General features: G+C 70.2%; 22 protein-coding genes and 1 rRNA gene. 12 read left to right on the forward strand and 11 right to left on the reverse strand.

Annotated elements, in window-relative coordinates; translation table 11 throughout:
* Positions 1-8: 8 nt before the first annotated feature.
* Positions 9-311 carry a hypothetical protein gene (locus tag BMZ47_RS17535; RefSeq protein WP_007565174.1) on the forward strand — a complete coding sequence of 101 codons (303 nt, stop codon included), beginning with the start codon at positions 9-11 and terminating at the stop codon, positions 309-311.
* Between the two features lie 22 nt (positions 312-333).
* Here BMZ47_RS17535 and BMZ47_RS17540 read toward each other — a convergent pair whose 3' ends face one another.
* A complete protein-coding gene (locus BMZ47_RS17540; protein ID WP_007565173.1) occupies positions 334-585 on the reverse strand; it encodes a hypothetical protein in 252 nt (83 codons plus the stop codon).
* A gap of 159 nt (positions 586-744) precedes the next feature.
* Here BMZ47_RS17540 and BMZ47_RS17545 point away from each other — a divergent pair, with 159 nt between their 5' ends.
* The 3 genes from BMZ47_RS17545 to BMZ47_RS17555 all read left to right on the forward strand — a co-directional run bounded on the left by BMZ47_RS17545 (position 745) and on the right by BMZ47_RS17555 (position 2587).
* Entirely contained in the window at positions 745-1473 is a 729-nt protein-coding gene (locus tag BMZ47_RS17545; RefSeq protein ID WP_091863584.1) for a polyamine aminopropyltransferase, read from the forward strand.
* A gap of 56 nt (positions 1474-1529) precedes the next feature.
* Positions 1530-1745, forward strand: coding sequence for a hypothetical protein (locus BMZ47_RS17550; RefSeq protein WP_007565171.1), 216 nt, complete (start codon positions 1530-1532; stop codon positions 1743-1745).
* Between the two features lie 398 nt (positions 1746-2143).
* Positions 2144-2587: a hypothetical protein gene (locus BMZ47_RS17555; protein WP_244536851.1), complete on the forward strand. Its 444-nt coding sequence runs from the start codon at positions 2144-2146 to the stop codon at positions 2585-2587.
* A gap of 32 nt (positions 2588-2619) precedes the next feature.
* Here BMZ47_RS17555 and BMZ47_RS17560 read toward each other — a convergent pair whose 3' ends face one another.
* Complete coding sequence (locus BMZ47_RS17560) at positions 2620-2982, reverse strand: cupredoxin domain-containing protein (protein WP_091863586.1); 363 nt, start codon at positions 2980-2982, stop codon at positions 2620-2622.
* Positions 2983-3158: 176 nt separating this feature from the next.
* On the reverse strand, positions 3159-4124 hold the full coding sequence (locus BMZ47_RS17565; protein WP_091863587.1) for a LysR family transcriptional regulator: 966 nt from the start codon (positions 4122-4124) through the stop codon (positions 3159-3161).
* 101 nt (positions 4125-4225) lie between these two features.
* Between BMZ47_RS17565 and BMZ47_RS17570 the strand changes: the two genes are divergently transcribed.
* From BMZ47_RS17570 to BMZ47_RS17590, 5 genes are all read left to right on the forward strand, one after another.
* On the forward strand, positions 4226-4834 hold the full coding sequence (locus tag BMZ47_RS17570) for a YceI family protein (RefSeq protein ID WP_091863588.1): 609 nt from the start codon (positions 4226-4228) through the stop codon (positions 4832-4834).
* A gap of 28 nt (positions 4835-4862) precedes the next feature.
* Entirely contained in the window at positions 4863-5471 is a 609-nt protein-coding gene (locus BMZ47_RS17575; RefSeq protein ID WP_091863589.1) for a cytochrome b, read from the forward strand.
* Positions 5468-6061 (forward strand): YceI family protein, encoded by a 594-nt coding sequence (locus BMZ47_RS17580; protein WP_091863590.1) that lies wholly within the window; start codon positions 5468-5470, stop codon positions 6059-6061. Before BMZ47_RS17575 ends, BMZ47_RS17580 begins: the two co-directional genes overlap by 4 nt.
* Positions 6062-6338: 277 nt before the next feature.
* Positions 6339-6605, forward strand: coding sequence for a hypothetical protein (locus tag BMZ47_RS17585; RefSeq protein WP_007565163.1), 267 nt, complete (start codon positions 6339-6341; stop codon positions 6603-6605).
* Between the two features lie 141 nt (positions 6606-6746).
* Entirely contained in the window at positions 6747-7268 is a 522-nt protein-coding gene (locus BMZ47_RS17590) for a lysozyme inhibitor LprI family protein (protein ID WP_091863591.1), read from the forward strand.
* Between the two features lie 39 nt (positions 7269-7307).
* Here the strand turns inward: BMZ47_RS17590 and BMZ47_RS17595 are convergent, their stop codons facing one another.
* From BMZ47_RS17595 to BMZ47_RS17610, 4 genes are all read right to left on the reverse strand, one after another.
* Complete coding sequence (locus BMZ47_RS17595; RefSeq protein WP_091863592.1) at positions 7308-7892, reverse strand: GNAT family N-acetyltransferase; 585 nt, start codon at positions 7890-7892, stop codon at positions 7308-7310.
* Entirely contained in the window at positions 7892-10237 is a 2346-nt protein-coding gene (locus BMZ47_RS17600) for an Orn/Lys/Arg family decarboxylase (RefSeq protein WP_091863593.1), read from the reverse strand. The genes BMZ47_RS17595 and BMZ47_RS17600 overlap by 1 nt, the downstream gene beginning before the upstream one ends.
* A 108-nt stretch (positions 10238-10345) precedes the next feature.
* Positions 10346-11119: a LamB/YcsF family protein gene (locus tag BMZ47_RS17605; protein WP_091863594.1), complete on the reverse strand. Its 774-nt coding sequence runs from the start codon at positions 11117-11119 to the stop codon at positions 10346-10348.
* A gap of 160 nt (positions 11120-11279) precedes the next feature.
* Positions 11280-11723, reverse strand: a complete 444-nt coding sequence (locus BMZ47_RS17610) for a lysozyme inhibitor LprI family protein (protein WP_091863595.1) — start codon at positions 11721-11723, stop codon at positions 11280-11282.
* Between the two features lie 386 nt (positions 11724-12109).
* Between BMZ47_RS17610 and BMZ47_RS17615 the strand changes: the two genes are divergently transcribed.
* Both BMZ47_RS17615 and BMZ47_RS17620 read left to right on the forward strand, forming a co-directional pair.
* Positions 12110-14296 carry a TonB-dependent receptor gene (locus BMZ47_RS17615; protein WP_208601067.1) on the forward strand — a complete coding sequence of 729 codons (2187 nt, stop codon included), beginning with the start codon at positions 12110-12112 and terminating at the stop codon, positions 14294-14296.
* 232 nt (positions 14297-14528) lie between these two features.
* Positions 14529-15305 carry a hypothetical protein gene (locus BMZ47_RS17620; protein WP_244536852.1) on the forward strand — a complete coding sequence of 259 codons (777 nt, stop codon included), beginning with the start codon at positions 14529-14531 and terminating at the stop codon, positions 15303-15305.
* A 9-nt stretch (positions 15306-15314) separates the two neighbouring features.
* On the opposite strand, the gene metB is transcribed toward BMZ47_RS17620, so the two are convergent.
* From metB to BMZ47_RS17640, 4 genes are all read right to left on the reverse strand, one after another.
* The gene (metB, locus tag BMZ47_RS17625) at positions 15315-16478 is read right to left on the reverse strand and encodes a cystathionine gamma-synthase (protein ID WP_091863596.1); all 1164 of its coding nucleotides are present in this window, start codon (positions 16476-16478) and stop codon (positions 15315-15317) included.
* A 205-nt stretch (positions 16479-16683) separates the two neighbouring features.
* Positions 16684-17592 (reverse strand): efflux RND transporter periplasmic adaptor subunit, encoded by a 909-nt coding sequence (locus tag BMZ47_RS17630; RefSeq protein WP_091863597.1) that lies wholly within the window; start codon positions 17590-17592, stop codon positions 16684-16686.
* Between the two features lie 8 nt (positions 17593-17600).
* The gene (locus BMZ47_RS17635) at positions 17601-17795 is read right to left on the reverse strand and encodes a DUF1656 domain-containing protein (RefSeq protein WP_091863598.1); all 195 of its coding nucleotides are present in this window, start codon (positions 17793-17795) and stop codon (positions 17601-17603) included.
* Positions 17789-19852, reverse strand: coding sequence for an FUSC family protein (locus BMZ47_RS17640; protein ID WP_091863599.1), 2064 nt, complete (start codon positions 19850-19852; stop codon positions 17789-17791). The genes BMZ47_RS17635 and BMZ47_RS17640 overlap by 7 nt, the downstream gene beginning before the upstream one ends.
* 808 nt (positions 19853-20660) lie before the next feature.
* On the opposite strand from BMZ47_RS17640, the gene BMZ47_RS17645 reads away from it, so the two are divergent.
* A 16S ribosomal RNA gene (locus tag BMZ47_RS17645) occupies positions 20661-20786 on the forward strand; the annotation flags it as partial.

Below are 20786 nucleotides of genomic sequence, written 5' to 3' on the forward strand. Positions count from 1 at the left end.
GGTTCGGCATGTCCGACGACAACGTCATCCGTCCGACCTTCGGCGCGCCCCGCCCGGCCGCGCCCCCGGAGCCCGATCCCGGGCAGCCGCCGATGCGCCTGTTCGGTGCGGCGGCGGGCCACCGGGTCGGCCTGATCCGCGACCCGGCCGCCCAGGAGGGCGACGTGTTCCGGATCGTGGTCGGCCCGGAGGACGAGCACGCCGTCGAGACGGTGGCGCTGCTGCCGGCGGCGGGCGACACGGAAGGGGAGGCGGAGCGGATCGGCTTCGCGATCCTGCGGGCGCTCGAAGTGGTCGAGGGGGCGGTCTGATCCGGGCTGCCGGCCCGGCCGGTCAGGCGATCGGCTTCGGCTTGATGATCGGCGAGCGCGTGAGGCTCTGGATCTCGCGGCCGGGCCGTCCGGCCTTGAGGGCGATCTCCTCCTCCTGCTCGGCGATGACCTGCCGGGCCGGCTCGTCGCCGTCCAGCCCGCCGAGGATCTCGGCCGGGACGCGCCGGTTCGAGGCCCGGGAGCCGTCCTCGAAGACGACGTCGAACAGAATGAAGCCCCGTTCCTGGGGTCTCGACTTGATGCGCTTAGCCATAGGTGCTGATACGCCAGCGCGATCCCGCGTGGCAGGGGGCACCGCCGCGCAGGGGGTTGCGCCGCGCGCAGCGCCGAACCCGCCCGCGGCCCCGCTCTCGCCGTGATCTTTCGTGCCGACGGTCCCGGACCGGCCGCACCGCCAATCGAGGAAACGTCCGTGATACCCTGGGTTCATCTCGACACCGGCTCCGTCCCGGGGGGCGGCACCGACCTGCGCCTGATGCAGCGGGGCGACGAGTTCTCGATCCTGGCCGACACGATCGAGCTGATGAACAACCGCCGCAGCGGCTCCGAGGCGGCGCTCGCCGCGATGACCTGCGAGCGGCTCAAGGACCGGCCCCGGGCCCGGATGCTGATCGGCGGCCTGGGCATGGGCTTCACCCTGCGAGCGGCGCTCGAGGGGCTCGGCCCGGACGCGCGGGTCGTGGTGGCCGAGTTGGTGCCCGCCGTGATCGCCTGGGCCCGCGGCCCGCTCGCCCATGTCTTCGGCGATTGCATGGACGATCCCCGGGTCGACGTGCAGGAATCCGACGTGAACCGCCTGATCCAGGCGGGGCCAGGCCAGTACGACGCCATCCTGCTCGACGTCGATAACGGCCCGGAGGGGCTGATGCGCCGCTCGAACGACCGGCTCTATGACAATTGGGGCCTCAAGCGGGCCCGCTGGGCCCTGCGGCCGGGCGGCATCCTGGCCGTCTGGTCGGGCGCCCCGGACCGGAAGTTCAAATCGCGCCTGCAGCGCTCCGGCTTCGCGGTCGAGGAGGCCCGCGTCCACGCCAGCGGCCGCGGCAGCGGGCCCAAGCACGTGGTCTGGCTCGGCACCCGGACCGAGGGTCCGGTCGCGCCGGACCGGCCCGAGACCGGCCTCCCGAAAGCGGCCCGGTAAGCGCCGGGCTGCCGCCCACGGTCGCACCCCCTGGGCCGGCGCGCGGGAATCCGCACATGCGGGTCATGGGTGCGAATGGCGGGCATCTCTACACGGTTGAGGTCAGGCCGAGCCGGCATGACCCGGGCCGTTTCACGTGGGCGATCCGCGACCGCGGCAAGCTGGTCCGCGGCTCGTACCGCCCGCATGCCTCCGAGGGGGCCGCCCGGGCGGTCGCCCTGGCCGAAGTGGACCGGCTCATCGGGCATGACGAGCCGCAGAACGACGGCTGACCGGCCGGAGCTATGGCCTGGACGCGCATCTCGACGACCAGGCCGTGTCATCCATGCATGCAGAAACAACCCTCGGTCTGTTGCATGCCGCAATGCGGTAGCCTATCTGTGCAGTGCGGGATGGCGATGGCGTCGCGATCCCGCTGCCCTTCTTGGGCGTTTCCTCCCTAGACTTCGGGCCGCTCCTTCGGGAGTGGCCTTTTTTCTGTGCTGTATCCGCCGCGGGATATACGCCCGAGATCCGCGCCCTGGGCCTGGAGCTTCGGTCAAGCGGAACCATGACCTTGGCTGTTCGTTCTGCCGTCATGGAACACTACAGATCCACCCTTGCGACGACCGCGATCGCCGTATTCGGCCTGGTCGTAGCCGCCCATACTCTGCATCCGGGTAATTATGAGGTGCAGCCGCGCCCCGTCCGGACGGAGGCGGCGCAGGCCGCGCCGTCGACCTGGATGGATCCGCCGGCCCGGATGGCCGGCGCGATCAAGCCCGAACCCGCCGTCTCCGAGACGGCGCGCGCGCCCGCTGCCGACCTGCTGTCGCCCCGGCTGGCCGCGGCGCTGCCGCCGGGCGCCGTCACGGCCCCGGCGCTGCCGAGCGCGCTGGTGGCTCCGGCCGAGAAGGTGCGCAAAACGCTCGTGGCGAGCCGGGTGAAGGTGGCGGATCGCGGCCTGCGTCGGACCGCCCGCCTGCGCCATGCCGGCCTGGACCGCCCTGCGGCCGTCGAGCCGATCGTCGCCGCCGCCGCACCGAATTCGGCCCCCGCGCAGGCGGCCCAGAGAATCGATCCGATCGGCGACCTGATCCGCGGCCTCGGCCTCGCTCACGACAGCGAGGGCTGAGCCGGGCAGGCTCAGCCATACCCGCCCACGCCCTACTGGACGTGGATGGTCAGCTTCATCTTCGGGTGGATGCCGCACTGGATGACGAAATCCCCCGGCTCCTTCAGGACCAGCCGGGTCTCGGTGCCGGGCTCCTGATCGCCGGCATCGAAGGAGAACCTGTCCGCCTCGATGAAGGCGTGGTGGGTCTGGTTGGCATCTTCGTTGCGCAGGGTGATCGTGTCGCCGCGCCGCAGGAACAGGTCGGTCGGCACGTAGTGACGCCCCTTCTGCAGGACGAGCCGGGTCGTGGCCGACAGCGTCGCCCAGGCCGTGTGCGGCGCGACGCACAGACCCGCCAGAACCACCGTCCCGACGAGGAGCAAGGGCTGCAGGCGCCGGTCGCGAAGGGGCATGTTGGGTGTCCGCTGGAAAATGGGATGCGCCGGGGCCAAGGGATGAGGACCGGATCGCCCGCCGAGCGGCCCGGGAAACCGCGACGCCCATGGTGCGCCGAGGCCCTCAACATCCCGCTACGCCAAATCGTAAGATTGTCTCAATCGCCCGATGAATAAGCGCCGATATTTAGTATCTACAAGTCTTGATTGTATTCGTCGCTAGAAAGCGGCTCACCGTCATGCGCGCCGCACAGCCTCAGCGCGCCGCGCACATGCTCCCGGAAGACCTGGACCCGCGCCGGCAGATCGCGCCCGGCCAGGGTCACGGCGCGCAGCACCGCTCCGCGACTCGCCCAGGGCGCCAGCACGCGCACGAGCTGGCCCGCCGCGACCGCCCGGGCGGCGACAAGGCTCGGGATATGGCCGATCCCGGCCCCCACCAGGGTCAGGCGGTGCACGGTCGCGAAGTCGCTGACCCGGATGGCCGGGCTCAGGACGATCCGCTCGGTCCGGCCGCGCCCGTCCGTGAGGGGCAGGGCGCCCGAGCCCGGCCGATCCCGGGACAGGATCAGGTCGTGCGCGTCGAGCCCGGCCAGGTCGGTGGGCGCCGGGCGGCGCAGCAGGTAGGCGGGCGCGGCGTAGAGGCCCACCGACAGGGTCGCCAGGACGACGGCCCGGTAGCCGGTCTCCTCTGCGCCGCCGAGCCGGAGGGCGAGGTCGATCCGGTTGGCCGCCAGGTCGAGGCGGGCATCGGTGTTCAGCATCTCGACCGTGATCTGCGGATAGGCCGCCCGGAAGCTCGCGACGATCTCGGGCATCACCTCGATCCCGAAATCGATCGAGGTGGTCAGGCGCAAGTGCCCGGCCGGCACCGTCCGGGCGTCGCGGGCGGTCTCGGCGGCCTCGTCGAGGAGCGCGAGGCTCTCATGGGCCTTGGCGTAGAAGGCCAGCCCCTCCGCGGTCGGCGAGACCGCCCGCGAGGTGCGGGCCATCAGCCTCGTGCCGAGCGCCCGCTCCAGCCGGGACAGGCGCCGGCTGACGCTGCCCTTGGTTTCCCGCAGGCTCGCGGCCGCGGCCGTGACGGTGCCGAGATCGACGACCGTGCAGAAGGCGCGCACGTCGTCGAGGCCGCCCTGGAAGGTTTCCGTTCTCGCAACCATGGGGTTCCGGATAGCAGGCTCAACCGCGGCCGTGAACGGGTCTACAGGGCGGCTGCGGCGCACCGAATCGCGCACGATCGTCTGCTGTGTAGGAGACACCCTTGAAGTCGATTCTCGCCTCCGGCCTTCTGGCCCTCCTGGTCGCCACCCCCGTCCTGGCCCAATCCCCCGCGACCCGCGACCCGGCCCAGATCCAGGCCGGCACCTACGCGGTCGATCCCAACCACACCCAGGTCGGCTGGCGGGTCTCCCATATGGGCTTCTCGAACTATGCCGGCGGCTTCTCGGACGTGTCCGGCACCCTCGAGCTGCAGCCGAAGAACCCGGCGGCCGCGAAGCTGTCGATCAAGATCCCGGTCGTCTCCGTGACCACGACCAGCGCCAAGCTCACCGACGAGCTGAAGGGCGACCAGTGGCTCGACGCGGCCAAGTTCCCCGACATGACCTTCGTGTCCACCAAGGTCACCCCCGAGGGCAAGGACAAGGCGAAGGTGACCGGCAACCTCACGCTCCACGGCGTGACCAAGCCGGTGACGCTGGACGTCACCCTGGTCGGGGCCGGCGTGAACCCGCTGAGCAAGAAGGTTACGGTCGGCTTCGACGCCACCGGCACGCTCAAGCGCTCCGAGTTCGGGGTGAAGACCTACCTGCCGCTGATCGGCGACGACCTGCACCTGACCATCGCGGGCGCCTTCGAGCGTCAGGACTGACCCGGTACCGCGGGGCGGGAGGATCGCCATGGCACCCGACGCGTCGGCGCGGCGCTACTCCGCGGTGGCCATCCTGCTGCACTGGGCGAGCGCGCTGGGCGTTCTCGCCCTGATCGGCATGGGCCTGACCATGACCCATGCCGGGCTGGCGCCGATGCGCCTGTTCCCGCTCTACCAGTGGCACAAGTCGGTCGGGATCACCGTGCTGGTCCTGACCGGGCTGCGCCTCGCCTGGCGGCTGGCTCACCGGCCGCCGCCCTATCCGGCGACCATGCCGGCCCGGGAGCGCCGGGCGGCGGGGGCGGCGCACGCCGTCCTGTACGGGCTCCTCATCGGGCTGCCGCTGACCGGCTGGGCCGTGGTCTCGCTCTCGCCGTTCAACATCCCGACGGTGCTGTACGGGCTCGTGCCCTGGCCGCACCTGCCGCTCGCGCCGCTCCTGACCGATCCCGCGGGCGCGGAGGGGCTGCTCAAGGCGCTGCACGCCTCCGGCGCCTGGATCCTCACCGCGCTGCTGGTGCTGCACGTGGCGGCGGCGCTGCGCCACCATCTCATCCTGCGGGACGGCGTGCTGGAGCGGATGCTGCCCGGCCGCCGCCCGGCGGGGCTCCCCGACGCCCTGGAATCGCCCCGATGATGCCGCGCCGCCTGCGCCTCGCCCTGTGCCTGTCGGCCGCCCTGTCGGGTGCCGTGTCCCCCGCGCTATCCGCCCCGTGGGCGGTGGATCCGGCCATGAGCGCGATCCGGTTCTCGGGCGTGCAGGTCGGGACCCCGTTCTCCGGACGCTTCGAGCGCTTCGAGGCCCGGGTGGAGTTCGACCCCGCCAAGCCCGAGGCGGGCCGCGCCACGGTGCTGGTCGATCTGGCCAGCGCTCGCACCGGCGATACCCAGCGCGACACGGCCCTGCCCCAGAAGGACTGGTTCGACGTGGCGAGCGCCAGCCACGCGCGCTTCGAGGCGAGCCGCTTCGTCGACAAGGGCGGCGGCGACTACGAGGCCGTCGGCGACCTGACGATCCGGGGTACGAAACGCCCGCTGACGCTGCCCTTCCACCTGTCGCTCGACGGCGACCGGGCGCACGCCACCGGGCATGTCGGCCTCGTCCGCACCGCGTTCGGTGTCGGCCAGGGCGCCTGGGCCTCCGGGCAATGGGTCGCCCTCGAGGTCGGGGTCGATGTCGACCTCGTCGCCACCGCCCGGCCCGACGCTCCGGCGGAAGCGCACTGAGCGCGCGCCGCCGACCCGGATGCGGGCTCGGCGTGAGCCCCGGCCACTGCCGAAACGTCCTCCAGCCCGACGCACCGGAACGCGCCGCCTCCGCAGGGATCGGGAGGGCGCCAGGGCGCCTGGTTTTCGCGCGCACAACCGACGTGCTCTGACACACCTAAGACCTGAGCCGGCAGCGGTATGTCATTCCGCGGCGGCTTACTGATTTCAACGGATTGGCCGCCAGATTTACTGTCAACGAAACGAGTCCGCTCGTTATCTGGCAAAGGCGCCAATCATGAAATCACTCATCGTTGCTGGAATGCTGTCGGCGGCTTGCATGGGCTCCGCCTATGCCGGGCCCGCCATCCCCATGGATGCAGGCCTCGCGACCGGCGGTCAGACCGCGGTGACCAACGTCGCCTGGCTCAGCCGCTACGGCAAGCTCTGCTATCACGGCACGCGGTGGATCCCGGCCTGCCACGCCACCAATCGGCCGGTCGGCTACATGAGGGGACACTGGAACGCGACCCGCACCCGTTTCATCCCGGGGCGCTACTATTGAGGTCCTGTACCGCCGCGGCGATCGGACGGCACGGCCCGCGATCCCGATCATCACCCTGAGCGCGGCGCCGCCGATCCGTACGATCGCCCCGGCCATGCGCCCAGGCGCAGGATCCCCCGCAAAGTCTGGTTGGACGTCGTCATGAGCAAGCACGTTCTCGGCGCCCTTTTGGGGGCGTGGGCCGGTGTCATCGCGACCGTGAGCGTCGCTCCTCCGGCCGTGGCGGCCCCGCCGGCGCCCGGAACCTGCGACACGGACGAGCCGACGGCCTGCATGAACCGCTACGGCGAGGGCGCGGCCCGCAGCCTGTCCAGGGCCTACGGGAAGGCCGCCGGCCAGGTCGATGCGCTCTGCGCCGAGGCCACCAGCTCTGGGATCGCGTATTGCCTGGAGCCCGCTCAGCAGGTTGCCGACAGAGACCTCAACGCGACCTATGCCCGGGCCCTGGCCTCGATCGGCGACGACGCCGAAGGCCGGACATGGCGCGCGCGCCTCAAACAGGCGCAGCAGGCCTGGCTGCGTTTCCGCGACGCCGATTGCGGGGATCTCACCTTTTCCGAATGGGGGAGCGGCACGGGAGCCGGCCCGGCGATGTCGGCCTGCCTCATCGCCCATACCGTGGAGCGCACCGCCGAACTCCGCCGGCGCTACGACCGTCGATGACGGTCACGGACAAGGTCACGGGCGGCCCGGAACGCGCTTCTACGTCCCCGGCTGGTCCTCGGAGCCGGTGCCCAGGGCCCGCTGCACCATCACGCTGTCCGACCAGCGCCCGTATTTGAAGCCTACCGCCTTCAGGTAGCCGACGCGGACGAAGCCGCAGGTCTCGTGGAGGCGCAGGGACGCCTGGTTCTCGGCGTCGATGTAGCCGATCATCTGCCGGTAGCCGCCGGCCGCGCAGGCCTCGATCAGCGCCGGCAGGAGGCGCCGCCCGATCCCGGCATGGAGGTGGTCGGGATGCACGTAGATCGAGTGCTTGAGGGTGTAGCGATAGGCCGGTCGCTTCCGGAACGGCACCGCGTAGGCGTAGCCCGCCACCTGGCCGCTGCGCTCGGCGACGAGGTGGGGCAGGCGCTTCTTGCGCATGGTCTTGCGCCGCCGCTTCAGGTCGTCGGGCAGCAGGCGCGCCTCGTCGTCGAAATCGGCGACGTTGCCGACGCCCTTGCCGATATGATGCTCGTAGATCGCCACCATGGCCTCGACATCCGCGTCCGAGGAGGCGCGGATGATGATGTCCGGGCTCGGATGCGCCGGGACTGGGGCGCCCGCCTCGGGCTCGATCTCCATCAGGCGCCGTCCCGCACGACGTAGGTGTGGAAGCGGATCCGCCCGTCCGGATCGACCTCGCGGTAGACGCCCTGGATCTCGGCCTCGAAGCCCGGGAACAGGTTGGCGGAGGCCTCGAACATCTTGAAATAGTCGAGCATCGGCTTGGCGCGGTCGTCCAGGCGCTCGCCCGGCAGCACGGTGCCGATGCCCGGCGGGTAGACCAGCATCAGGGTCGTGGCGATGCGCCCCTCGGCCTCGGCGATCGGCACGTAGTCGACCTTGTTGCGGGTCAGCATCTGGGCGGCCTTCTTGGGCGCCATCACCATCTCGGGCAGGTGCTCGGGGGCGAATTGCCGGCGCTGGAGCGCGGAGGTGCCGGCCTCCCGGTGGAAGGCGTGGAACTCGGCGCAGAGGTCGCGCAGGCGCACCCCGCGGTAGCGGTTGGGCCGGCGGTTGACGAATTCCGGCATGGCCTCCTCGAGCGGCACGTTGTCGTCGTGGAGCCGCTTGAAGGCGACGAGCCCCGAGATCAGGGTCCCGGCCTTGGAGGATTCGACGCCCGGCGTCAGCAGGAAGAGCAGCGAGTTCAGGTCGTTCTTCTCGGCCACGATCCGGTTCTCGCGCAGGTACTGCGCGACGATCGGGGCCGGCACGCCGTGATCGGCATAGGCCCCCGTGGCCCGGTCGAAGCCCGGGGTGAGCACCGTCAGCTTGTTCGGGTCGGTGATCGCGTAGCCCGGCGCCACGTGGCTGAAGCCGTGCCAGGCCGCCCCCGGGGTGAGCTCCCAGTAGCGCGGCTCGGATGCGAGCGCATCGGTGGGCACCCGCTCCCAGGCGATCTCGGCGCCGTCCGGGCCGGTCACCCGGTCCGGCACGAACGGGTCGAAGAACCAGCGCCGCAGCGGATCGGCCTCGTTCTCCTCGAATTCCCGCCGGATCGCCCGGACCTTCTTGCGCCACTCGATCCCGAGCCGGATCGTGTCGTCCCACAGGATCATGCCCGAGCGGCCCTTCATCATCTGGGCGCCGACATCGAGGGAGGCGAACAGGGGATAGAACGGCGAGGTCGAGGCGTGGACCAGGAAGCTCTCGTTGAGGCGCTTGTGCTCCACGCGCCGGGTCTGGCCGCGGATATGGCCGTCGCGGGTGTGGATCTGCGACGCCTGGGAGAAGCTCGCGAGCTGCTTGTGGGTCGATTGCGTGGCGACGATGCCGGGCGAGGTCTCGTCGAGCCCGGTGAGCCCCATGGCGAAGCGGCGGGCGAAGAGCGGGTGGAACTTCATGAAGCCCGCCCAGGCCTCGTCGAACAGGATGTAGTCGCAGAGGTGGCCGATCCGCTCCAGGATCTCCTGCGCGTCGTAGATCGTGCCGTCGTAGGTGCATTGCTCGATCACCGCGACCCGGAACGGCCGCTCCCGGCGCCAGGCCTCGGGATCGGTCACCAGCGGGTTGGTCCGGATCTTCTCGCGGATCCGGGTCTCGTCCAGGGCCTCGTGGTAGATCGGGCCGATCAGCCCGAAGGCGTTCCGGTCGGTCTCCAGGAAGATCGGGATGCCGCCGCCCAGGAACAGGGCGCCGTGATGGGCCGCCTTGTGGTTGTTGCGGTCGAACAGGACGAGGTCGTCCTCGGCCACCAGCGAGGACAGCACGATCTTGTTGGAGGCCGAGGTGCCGTTGAGGACGAAATAGGTCTTCTCCGCCCCGAAGATCCGGGCGGCCTCCTTCTGGGCCTTGAGGGCCGGACCCTCGTGGGTCAGCAGGTCGCCCAGATCGAGCACCGAATTGTCGAGGTCGTCGCGGAAGATCGCCTCGCCGAGATGCTCGACGAAGATCCGGCCGATCGGCGAGCGGTTGTAGAAAATGCCGCCGTTATGGCCCGGGCAGGTCCAGAGCTGGTTGCCCTTCTCGGCGTAGTCCACGAGGGCGCCGAAGAACGGCGTCTTCAGGGTCTCGGCATATTGCGTCACCCGGCTGACCAGGCCGCGGGCGATGAATTCGGGGGTCTCTTCCGCCAGGAAGATGTAGCCGTCGATGAAGTCCAGGAGCTCGACCGGGATGTCCTCGAGCCGCTTGCGGCGGACCATGATGACGATCGGCATCTCCAGGCCGCGCTTGCGCATCATGTCGATGAGCGCGGCGGCCTTGCCGTCGAGGCCGCGCTTGCCCCAGTCGACCACCATGCAGCCGATGGCGGCATCGGTCTGCACCGCGATGGCCGCGTCCTCGACACGCCGCGCCCGCACCACCTCGAAGCCGCGATTCTCCACCGCCGCCACGATCTGGGCGACGCGCGCGCCCTCCAGGTCGTCCGGATCGAAGGCGGGAGCGCACATCAGAACCGTGAAGCGACGGTGGAAATCCATGGAGCCCCTCTCAGCCTTGCAAGCAGCGAGTGGCTTTCTGGCCCATCTGCGACGTTTGCATGACATCGCCCGGGATCGCGGCCGAAACCGGCTCGGGAATCGATGCGCTCAGGCGCCGATCACTTCGGCCATGGGCCTGACCGCGATCCCCCGGTCGGCGAGGTCGGCGCGCAGCTGCGCGGCCATCGTGACGGCCCCGTGGGTGTCGCCGTGGACGCAGATGCTGTCGATCCGGGCCGGGATGCGCCGCCCGGACAGGCAGAGGATCGCGCCGTCCTCGATCATCCGCACGACGCGCTCGGCCGCCTCCACGGGATCGTGCAGCACCGCCCCCGGCAGCTTGCGCGACACCAGGTTGCCGGTCTCGGCATAGGCGCGGTCGGCGTAGATCTCCCGGGCCAGGGGCAGGCCGAGCCGCTCGCCCGCCCGCTCGGTCTCGAGGCCGGGCATCACCACGAAGATCAGGTCGCGGTCGAGGGTGCGAATCGCCCGGGCCACCGCCAGGGCGAGGTTCGCATCCGCGTTGGCGATGTTGCCCAGCGCCCCGTGGGTCTTCACGTGCCGGACCGGGCAGCCGGCATCCTGCGCGAGCGCCAGCAGGGCGCCGACCTGGTAGAGCACGGCCTTCTCGACATCCGCCGGGCGCTCGCCGTGGATCGGGCGCCGCCCGAAGCCCCAGAGATCGAGGAAGCCCGGATGCGCCCCCGCCTGGACGCCGGCCCGGGCGGCGAGCGTCAGGGTCTCGTGCATGACCAGCGGGTCGCCGGCGTGGAACCCGCAGGCGATGTTGGCCGAGCTGGCGATCGCCAGCATCCCGGCATCGTCGCCCAGGCGATAGACGCCAAACCCCTCGCCCATGTCGCAGTTCAGGTCGACGATCATCCGGGTCCCTCGCAAGCGCGACGGCTCCGCGCATTCAAGGGTCGGACCAAACGCATCACCCGGCGGCTCAGCGTGAGGGCGGTTGCCCGGACGGGGCGGGCGTCGTGCGAACCCCGAAACCTCCGCGCTGTCATTTCGGCTCGCGGACAGGAACGGCGCCTCAATCGAGCGGGTACCGGCTCAGGATATCCTCGGTCCGCTGGACGGTCTTGTCGTATTGGCAGGCATACAGCGCGCCGGTGGTGCCGCTGCCGTTGTTCCACTCGCTGAAGGTGAGATCGCCGCAATCGGCGTCCCGGAAGGCGATCCAGGCGCGCTGGGCCGTTGCGAACTGGGCCTTCCAGGCCGCCTTCGCGTCCTCCGGGCGGTCGTCCTGGTCGATGATCGACAGGGCCTTCCTATAGGCCGCATTGAGCTTCGCGTCGGCGGCTTCCAGCGCCTGGTGCAGACAGGTCTGGGTCTCGGGCGTCGAGGTCGCGTCCTGGCACAGCTTGGCCGAGGGCTGGTCGGCCCGCGCGCCTGCGGACGGGAGCGCGCACGCCCAGAATGCGGCGAGGATCAAGATCCCGGCCGGGCGCGCGGGCTTGGGCGGATACGGACGCATCTATGTCTCCCCGGGGCGAAGCGGGCCGGCTCGGGCGAAAGGCCAGGCCGCCTGACGCTGGCCGGAAAGGCATGAAGACTTCTTTGGCGCGTCGCATGCCCGATCCCGCTTTGCACCGCTGGGTGCGGGGAGGAGGATGCAATGCTCAGACTTCGACGGGCGCTGGCTGTGAGTCTCGTCATGTCGTTCAGTTAAAAAATTGGACTGTCGTGTGCTTCCGCAAGATTGGTCATTCGTATCAAGTCGTAGTGTCTGTTTTTGCCTTCAGAACTATAATTATTACAACATAAAACCACGATTGTCTTACAGTTTGTCGTTGACTTGCTTCACGCGGGATGAAACGCCGCCCGTGATCGGCTCGGCGCCGAGACAGCGAGTCGTTTCCCATGGGTATGATGCGTTCGGGCCGGTACGTGCCGCTGTTTGGCGGCTCCCCTGCGATCCTGAGCGCCGGTGTCCTGATCCTGGTCACCGCCGGCACGGCACGGGCCGAGGACGGGCGCCCCGGATCGACCGTCCAGCTCGAGGAGCTCTCGGTGGAGAGCACCGGCGCGGCGCGCGGGATCGTGCCGGCCTATGCCGGCGGTCAGGTCGCGCAGGGCGGGCGCGTCGGCCTGCTCGGCAACACCGAGGCGAAGAAATCGCCGTTCAGCATCACCAGCTACACCGACACGTTCGTGCGCGACCAGCAGGCCCGCACCGTGTCCGAGGCCCTGAGCCGCGACCCGTCGGTGCGCGCCACCCAGACCACCGGGGCGCCGTTCGATTCCTTCTCCATCCGCGGCTTCCCGTCCGGCGAGGGGACGAGCGGCGAGATCGCGTTCGACGGCATCTACGGCGTCGCGCCGAGCTTTCGCGTCTTCACCGACTATGCCGAGCGGATCGAGGTGCTGAAGGGCCCCTCCGCGGCACTCTCTGGCGTCTCGCCGAACGGCGCGGTCGGCGGCGTCGTCAACGTCGTCCCCAAGCGCGCCGGCGAGGACCTGACCCGCTTGACCCTGGATTACGGCTCGGTCGCCCGGGGCGGCGGCCAGCTCGACGTCGCGCGCCGCTTCGGCCCGGGCCGGGAATGGGGGGCGCGCGTCGTCGGCAGCCTGCATGGCGGCGACACGCCGTTCGCGCGCCAATCCGAGACGACCGGCGTCGGGGCGCTCGCCCTCGACTACCAGGGTGACCGTTTCCGGGGCTGGCTCTACCTGCTGGCGCAGAATGACCGTTTCGACGCGCCCCTGCGCCCGTTCCAGCTCAGGGCCGGCGTACCGGTCCCGCGGGCGCCGGACGGACGCCTCAACCTGACCCAAAGCTGGGAATATTCCGATATCGACGACCGCGGCGCCCTGCTGCGGCTGGAATACGACCTCACCGACGCGGTCACGCTGTTCGCCGATGCCGGCGGCGCGCAGACGGAGGTCCAGCGCTACTTCCAGTCCGCGCCGACGATCCTCAATGCCCGCGGCGATACGACCAGCACGCCGCAATTCTACGCGATGGGCATCGCTCGCTCGACCGTCGATGGCGGCGCCCGGGCCCGGTTCGACACCGGTGTCATCCACCACGCGCTCGTGGTGCAGGCCTCGACCTACGACGAGGATACGGCCCGCCAATTCCCCGCCGGGCGCGGCGCCTACCTGTCGAACATCTACGCGCCGCGTCTGGCCGCCTACATCCCCCCGCCGATCACCGCCGGGCGGCCGCGCCTGTCCGACAGCACGCTGTCGGGAATCTCGGTGGCCGACACGCTCTCGGCCCTCGACGAGCATATCCTGCTGACGGTGGGCGTGCGCCGGCAGCGGGTCGAGGCGCACAATTACCTGGCCAATGTCGGCACGCTGAGTTCCGCCTACGACAAGAGCGCGACCACCCCGGTGGTCGGCCTGGTGATCCGGCCCTGGGACGCCGTCTCGCTCTACGCCAACTCCATCGAGGGGCTGAGCCGCGGCGACGTCGCCCCGCTGGCGGCGAGCAATGCCGGCGCGATCCTGGCACCCTACGTGGCGCACCAAATCGAGGCCGGCGTGAAGCTCGATCTCGGCCGGATCGGCGCGACGTTCAGCGCCTTCCGGATCACCAGGCCGAATGGCGAGGCGAACCCCGTCACCCGGAGCTTCGCCCAGACCGGCGAGCAGCGGATCAGCGGGCTCGAGTTCAGCGTCTACGGCGAGATCACCCCGGAGCTGCGGGTGCTGGGCGGGCTCAGCCTGCTCGACGGCGTCCTGACCCGGACGGCCACCGCCGCCAATCTCGGCCACGTGCCGGTCGGGGTGCCGGACGTGCAGCTCAATCTCGGCGCCGAATGGGACCTGCCCGGGCTGCCGGGCCTGACGGTCGACGGGGCGGTCATCTATACCGGGCGGCAATTCATCGACCTCGCCAACACCCAGGCGCTGCCGGACTGGGCGCGGCTCGACCTCGGCCTGCGCTACGCCACCGTGATCGACGGGCGCCGGACGACGTTCCGGGCCAACGTGCTGAACGCGACGGGGACGCGCTACTGGACCGGGGTCGCCTCGTTCGGGACGTTCTTCCAGGGCGGACCGCGCACCTACCTCCTATCGATGTCGGTCGATCTGTAGGCATCGACAGGGCGCGGCCGCATGCGGATGCGGCGATGTTTCACGGGAAACACTTTCTTAAGCCTGCTCGCCCGAACCTATGGCCAGGATGCCGTCGCCTCCCCCGCGTCGCGCGCTAGAGCGCACGCCGCCGAAGTGGAGACCGGTTCGGCCTAAGCGAGCGCGTCATATGAAGGATTTAGAGGCGAGCCCGATTGCAACGCGATCGGGAACGGCTCTAGCACGGCCCGACATGACGGTCTCGATCACGACATCCAGCTGGCGCGACCTGAAGAACGCCAAGGCCCGGGCCCGGCTGGAACGGGCGCTGCCGGCGATTTTCCCGGCCCCGGTCCTGCACCACGCCCTGACGCGGCCCCTGATCCCGCCGACCCCGCGGCTGGCGGTGGAGAGCTACTGGCGCAACCACATCCTGCGGGCCGACCGGCTGGCCCGGGCGCTGGCGGCGCGCTCCGGGACGCCGGAGGGCTGGACCTGGCAGCTCGGCGAGGGCGGCGCCGGCGGCCGCCCGGCGAGCTTCCGGATTCCACCCGCCCCGTTCCGCGAGCCGGCCTTCGCCCGCGGCCGCGGCGCCTGCTGCATCTGCGGCCAGCCGGTCTACCGGTTCGGCTGGCACCGCGACCTTTGGGGGCAGGGCGTGCCGAACGGCAAGGCCGCCTGGCACGCGGCCTGTGTCGCCGCCTGGAAGTTCTGGATCGCCCCGCATGAGCAGGTCCGGGTGCTGAAGCGCCATCAGGGGCATCGCTGCAACGCGTCGGGCAAGCGGCTGCTGCGCACCGCCGAGGTCGACCACGCCGTGCCGCTCTACCGGGTCTGGCGCGAGCACCGCGACGCGCCCTGGCCGGAGCTGCTCGGCTACTGGGGTGTGCCGAACCTGCAGGTGGTCAACCGGATCGCCCACGTCCTGAAATGCCGGGACGAGGCGGCCGAGCGGTCGCAGACCCTGCGGCTGTCCCGGTACCGGGTGGTCGAGGACGAGTCCGGGTTCAGCGTGGTCGAGGAGGAGTGAGCCGCCGGCTCAGCCGCGCGTGACCGCCTCCAGGCCGCGGGACAGGTCGGCCAGGAGATCGTCCACGGCCTCGAGGCCGATCGACAGGCGCAGCAGCCCGTCGGTGATGCCCGCGATGGCGCGCGCCTCGGGATCCATCGCCGCATGCGTCATGGTCGGCGGATGGGCGATCAGGCTCTCGACGCCGCCCAGCGACTCGGCCAGCGTGAACACCTGCAGATTCTCCACCAGGGTCTTCACGGCGGCGCGGCCGCCGACCAGCTCGAAGCTTAGCATGGCGCCGAACCCGGCCTGCTGCGCCTTGGCGATGGCGTGGCCCGGATGGGATTCCAGGCCGGGATAGTGGACGCGGCTCACCGCAGGATGCGCGTCGAGGAAGGCCGCGAGCTGCCCGGCATTCTGCTGCTGGCGCTCCACCCGGACGAACAGGGTGCGGATGCCGCGCAGGGTCAGGTAGGCGTCGAGCGGCGAGCCCGTCACCCCGATCGTGTTGGCCCAGGCGGCCAACTCGTCGCCGACCGCGGCCTCGGCGGCGATCACGGCCCCGCCGATCACGTCCGAATGGCCGTTGAGGAACTTCGTGGTGGAGTGGACGACGAGATCCGCCCCGAGGGCGATCGGCTGCTGCAGCGCCGGCGACAGGAAGGTGTTGTCGACCACCGCCAGGGCGCCGACCGCCTTGGCCTGACCGGTGACGCGCCGGACATCCACCACCCGCATCAGCGGATTGCTCGGCGTCTCGACCAGCACGACCTTGGGTTTTTGGGCGAGCGCCGCGGCGAGCGCGGCCTCGTCGGTCTGGTCGACGAAGATCACGCGGTACTGCCCGCGGGCGCCGCGCAGGCTGAGCAGCCGGTGCGTCCCGCCGTAGCAATCATGGGGCGCCACCAGCAGGTCGCCGGGACAGAGGCTCGACAGGGCGAGGTCGAGCGCCGCCATGCCGCTCGACACCATGACGGCCCGGGCGCCGCCCTCGAGCTTGGCGATCGTGTCGGCGAGCTGGTCGCGGGTCGGGTTGCCGAGCCGGGAGTAATCGTAGGGGCCGGGCTGCTCGAAGGCCGGGAACTTGAAGGTCGTCGACAGGTGGATCGGCGCGATCACGGCGCCGAAGGACGTATCCTGGGCCACACCGTTGGTCGCCGCGATCGTGCGGGCATCGAGTCCCTCTGGCATCGGCTCGTCCTTCCTGTGCCGGAATTGCACCGGCGCGCGTGACCGGCCGGCTTGCGAGCGCGTTCTTTATGGCGAACGGATCAGGCTTTCAAGAGAACGAAAGCTGCATCAACAGAGCAAGCCCCGCATGCGGGACAGGGGTTGCGGTTGCGCTTCGGCATCAATCAGGTTCGCCGATGCGCGGTGTCTCAGCGCCAAGGCGGCGTCACGGCCAGAAATCCAGCCGCGACAGCAGGCGGTACCCCGCAGCCGCCTCGCCGACGGCCACGCTGCACGTGGTGCCCGCCGCGAGCGTCACGCCCGGGGGCACGCTGTCGATGTGGATCCGGACGGGGATGCGCTGCGCCAGCCGCACCCAGGCGAAGACCGGATTGACGCTCGGTAGGCCCAGATGGTCCGGGACATCGTTGGCGTCGGCGATACCGTGTCCGATGCTTTCCACATGTCCGGAGATGGGCGGCTCGAAGCCCATCAGGCGGATCTGGGCGCGGGCGCCGACGGCGATCCGGGACAGCTTGGTTTCCTCGAAATACGCGGTGATCCAGAATCCCTCGGCATCGATGATCGAGACCCGGGTCAGGCCGGCCGTCGCATAATCGCCCGGCCGCATCCGGAGGTTGGTGACGTAGCCATCCAACGGTGCCCGGACCGTCGTGCGATCGAGGTCGAGCTCAGCGACGTGGGCGGCCGCGATCGCCGCATCGTAATCCGCCCGCGCGATCGCCGCCGTAGCGTTTGCCTGCTCGATCGTCTCTGAGGCGACGACACCGGGGCTCAACTGGCTGCGCCGCCGCGCTGTCGCGGTTTTGAGCGCCGCATCCTCGCGCTTGGCCAGGACCACGGCCTGCGCCGTGTCGAGCGCCAGCCGGAAGCGGTGTGGGTCGATGACGTAGAGGATATCGCCCCGCCGGACGAACTGGTTGTCGGCGACGCGCACGTCGACGACCGTACCCGAAACCTCGGGGGTGACCCGCACGACCTCGGCGCTGACCCGCCCGTCGCGCGTCCAAGGTGCCAGCATGTAGACCCGCCACAGGGCCGTGAGCAGCATCGCCGTAGCGGCGACGATGGCCAGGGTCAGCAAGGGGCGGAGCAGGCGCTTCAGGACCGTCATGGCGGCACTCAGACGAAGAGGAGGAGCAGTGCCACCGTCGCGAGGAGCACCGCGAATTCGAGCAGCGCGGGGTGCCAGGCGATGCACAGCAGCCCGGCCCGGTCCAGGACGGCACGGAGCCCCATGAAGACCGGGATCGCCGCGGCGAGGTAGACGAGGATGGGCGGCAGGTAGACGCCGCCGATCGCGACCTCGCTCAGCATGGGGGGCTCCAGTGCCGGTCGAACGACCAGTCCGGATGGGCTTCGAGCAGCGCCACCATGTCGGTGAGGCCGGCGGCGACCCGATGGGCCGCGGGCCATGCGCGAGAATTTGCGCTCGCGCGCGTGGCGATGTCGGCGGCCGCCGCGAGGGTGGCGCGCGCCTGTCGCGGCGACCGGGCGGCGTCGGCCAAGGCCTGCCCGATCGGGGTGCGGAGGAGGGCGGATGCGGCGGGGTGCTGGGCCGCGGCGCGGGCTCGGATTGCGGCGCGACCGAGACGCAGCCATGCGATCCCGTCCGCCAGGATCGCCGCTGCGGCGGGGTCGCCTCTGAGGCTCAGCGCGATGCGGGCCAGGCGGTGATGCTGAAGATGCGCCCAGACATGCCGATGGTCCGGTGGGTCCGCATGGAGCAGTGCCAGCGCGTCGCGGCGCAGAGCCGCGTGGATCCGACGGGCCTGCCGGCGCGGATCGTGCGGCAGGAGCAGCTGAAAGGTCAGACGCGTCACGAGGACCGCCGCGATCCAGCCGAACGCCTGGTTCAGGAAGGCCGGCACACTGAACACCATCGGGTTGGTGGCGCCGACGAGCGTGTTGAACGCGACCAGGAAGGCCAGCCCGGACAGCATGTGGCGGGGCAGGGTGGTGGCGTAGAGGCCCGCCATCCAGAACGGCGCGAGCACGGCGATCAGCAGAGGAAAGCCTTGCACGTTCGGGATCAGGCCGAAGGCGCAGACGAACGCCGCCGGCACGGCCACGATCGTACCGTTGACGAACGCGCCGGCGCTCGCGGCCGGGTTGCCGGTCATGGCGAGCAGGACCGCGTAGGGTGCGAGGATCAGCAGCAGGAGCGACCAGTCGGTCCAGCCGGTCGCGATCCCGAAGGCGCCCGCGAGCAGGATCGCCAACGCGGAACGCAGGCCGTTCTCCGTCGCGGCCCCCCAATCCCGATGGAACCGGAATGATCTCGCCGGCACCGGGCGGCCACCGGACAGCCCTGCCATTCCGGACAGCGCCGACCTGTAATCCTCGGCGAATGCCAGGAGCCGGTCGAGGCCGATCAACGGGGCGGGGGTTCCGGCATCGGCGGCTTCGGCGCGGTCGATCCGCGCCTGCAGCGCTTGGCTCAGCGCGGTGATCCGTTCGACCGCCTCATCGCAGCACCGGGCCTCCAGTGCGGACAGGATCCGCGGCAATTCGGTGACCACGTCCCTCCGTGCCGCGACGAGATCCTCGGGCGCCCGTGGATCGGGATCGCCGAGGTCCAGCGTGCCCAGCAATGCCCCGAACAGGGCGGCGACGATGTCACGAACCGCGGCGTCACGCCCTGCCATGTCCCGGGACTCGGCACGGCTCAGTTCCAGCAGGTCGTCGACCGCGAAGAGGCTGGCAATCTGCGCCGCGGCAGGCAGCGCATGCGGCTGGCCGCCGTGCCGCAGCCGCTCCAGGGCGATGCCGGCGATCGTGCCGAACTGCCCGATCAGCGCCTGATCCAGCGTGGCGCGGGTGGCACGCCTGCTAAGCAGGGCCGTCACCAACCCGAGGCAGGCTACGCCGACAGCGACGGTGGCGGTCCGGCCGAGCACGGCATCCAGAGCCCGCTCGGGCGCCTCCAACGCGCCATACGTGGCGAGGCCGACCGTGTAACCGGCCACCGCCGCGCCCGACCCCCGGAAGTGGCGGAGCAGCGTGGCCGCGCCGGTACAGAGGCCGAGCCAGAGCGCGAAGCCGAGGATGAACAGGGCGGGAGCCTGGATGAACAGGCTCATCAGGGCGAGCGCCGCCGCCGCGCCGACCACCGTGCCGGCGAGGCGCCAGCCACCCTTGGCGAAAACCGCTCCCGGGTTCGCGTTCGCCACCAGCAGCACCGAGGAGGCCGCCGAGTAAGGCGTCTCGAGTTGCAGGCCGAACGCGATCCCGAGGGCGAGGATCGCGGCTGCCGTCGATCGCGCGACGTGACGAGTGCGGGGCGTGAGGATGTCGGTCGCACAAAGGCGGTCGCCGGCGCTTCGCACCAGGGCGGAGGCGCGCATCGCGGAGCGTGCGGCGTGGCCGGTCATCGGAAGACAGCCGACGGATCGGCCGCGATGCAGGGTTCTGCGCTGACAGATCGGACCGATGAATGACCCATGGCCGCCGCTCGGGTGCGAAAAATAGGATCATCCTATCTTTTGCTTGAGCTTCGTCAATCTGTGCGATGGCGGAGACGTAAGCCTAATCCACGTCGCCCACGTTGGAGGCGGCCGACAGCCAGTCGCGCGGACGACCGGGCGCTCGGGATTCTCTGGAAGCCAATCTGACCAGGCTGCCAGACAGTGAGCGCGCACATCCCGAAGAGGGGAAATGCGCCGCAAAGCCCCGCACCTTCCCGGCTGCAAAGGGACACGACGCTTCAGCCCACGTCGCCGGCCCTGGCCATCGGAAGCCGCGGACCGATTGCGGGGCGGCGTGAAGAACGGCGCCGCACATGCAGGGATGCGCCGCGGCGATTCCCGTGAGATGCCGGCAAAAGGGTTGTTGACATAGGAATGCGGGGCGTCCTATACGGCGCCTCCCGACGCGGTGCCGAAGCAACGGCGAGCCGGTTGGACGGACTTTCTGAAGATCTCAGCAGGACTTGACCGGGGCAGCCCGGTGGTTTACTGGTCTCTTCAAGGTACTGACGAAGGTCAGTTCCGCTCTTTGACAAGTGAATACGAGAAAGAGAAGCGTGGACGGCGCTCGTCCTTGCGGGCCCGGCGTGAGCCGGGTCGTCAAGAGGATGCGAGCTGTCATACGCTTTTTGGAAGCTCACACGGTTCGGGTGGAAACGCCCGGATCAATGTGAGCCTTCGTCAAGATGTAGTGATCAGCTTTGATCAATCTCTTCAACGTGAGAGTTTGATCCTGGCTCAGAGCGAACGCTGGCGGCAGGCTTAACACATGCAAGTCGAGCGGGCCCTTCGGGGTCAGCGGCGGACGGGTGAGTAACGCGTGGGAACGTGCCCTCTGGTT

It is taken from the genome of Methylobacterium brachiatum, from assembly GCF_900113845.1.
Classification (GTDB): domain Bacteria; phylum Pseudomonadota; class Alphaproteobacteria; order Rhizobiales; family Beijerinckiaceae; genus Methylobacterium; species Methylobacterium brachiatum.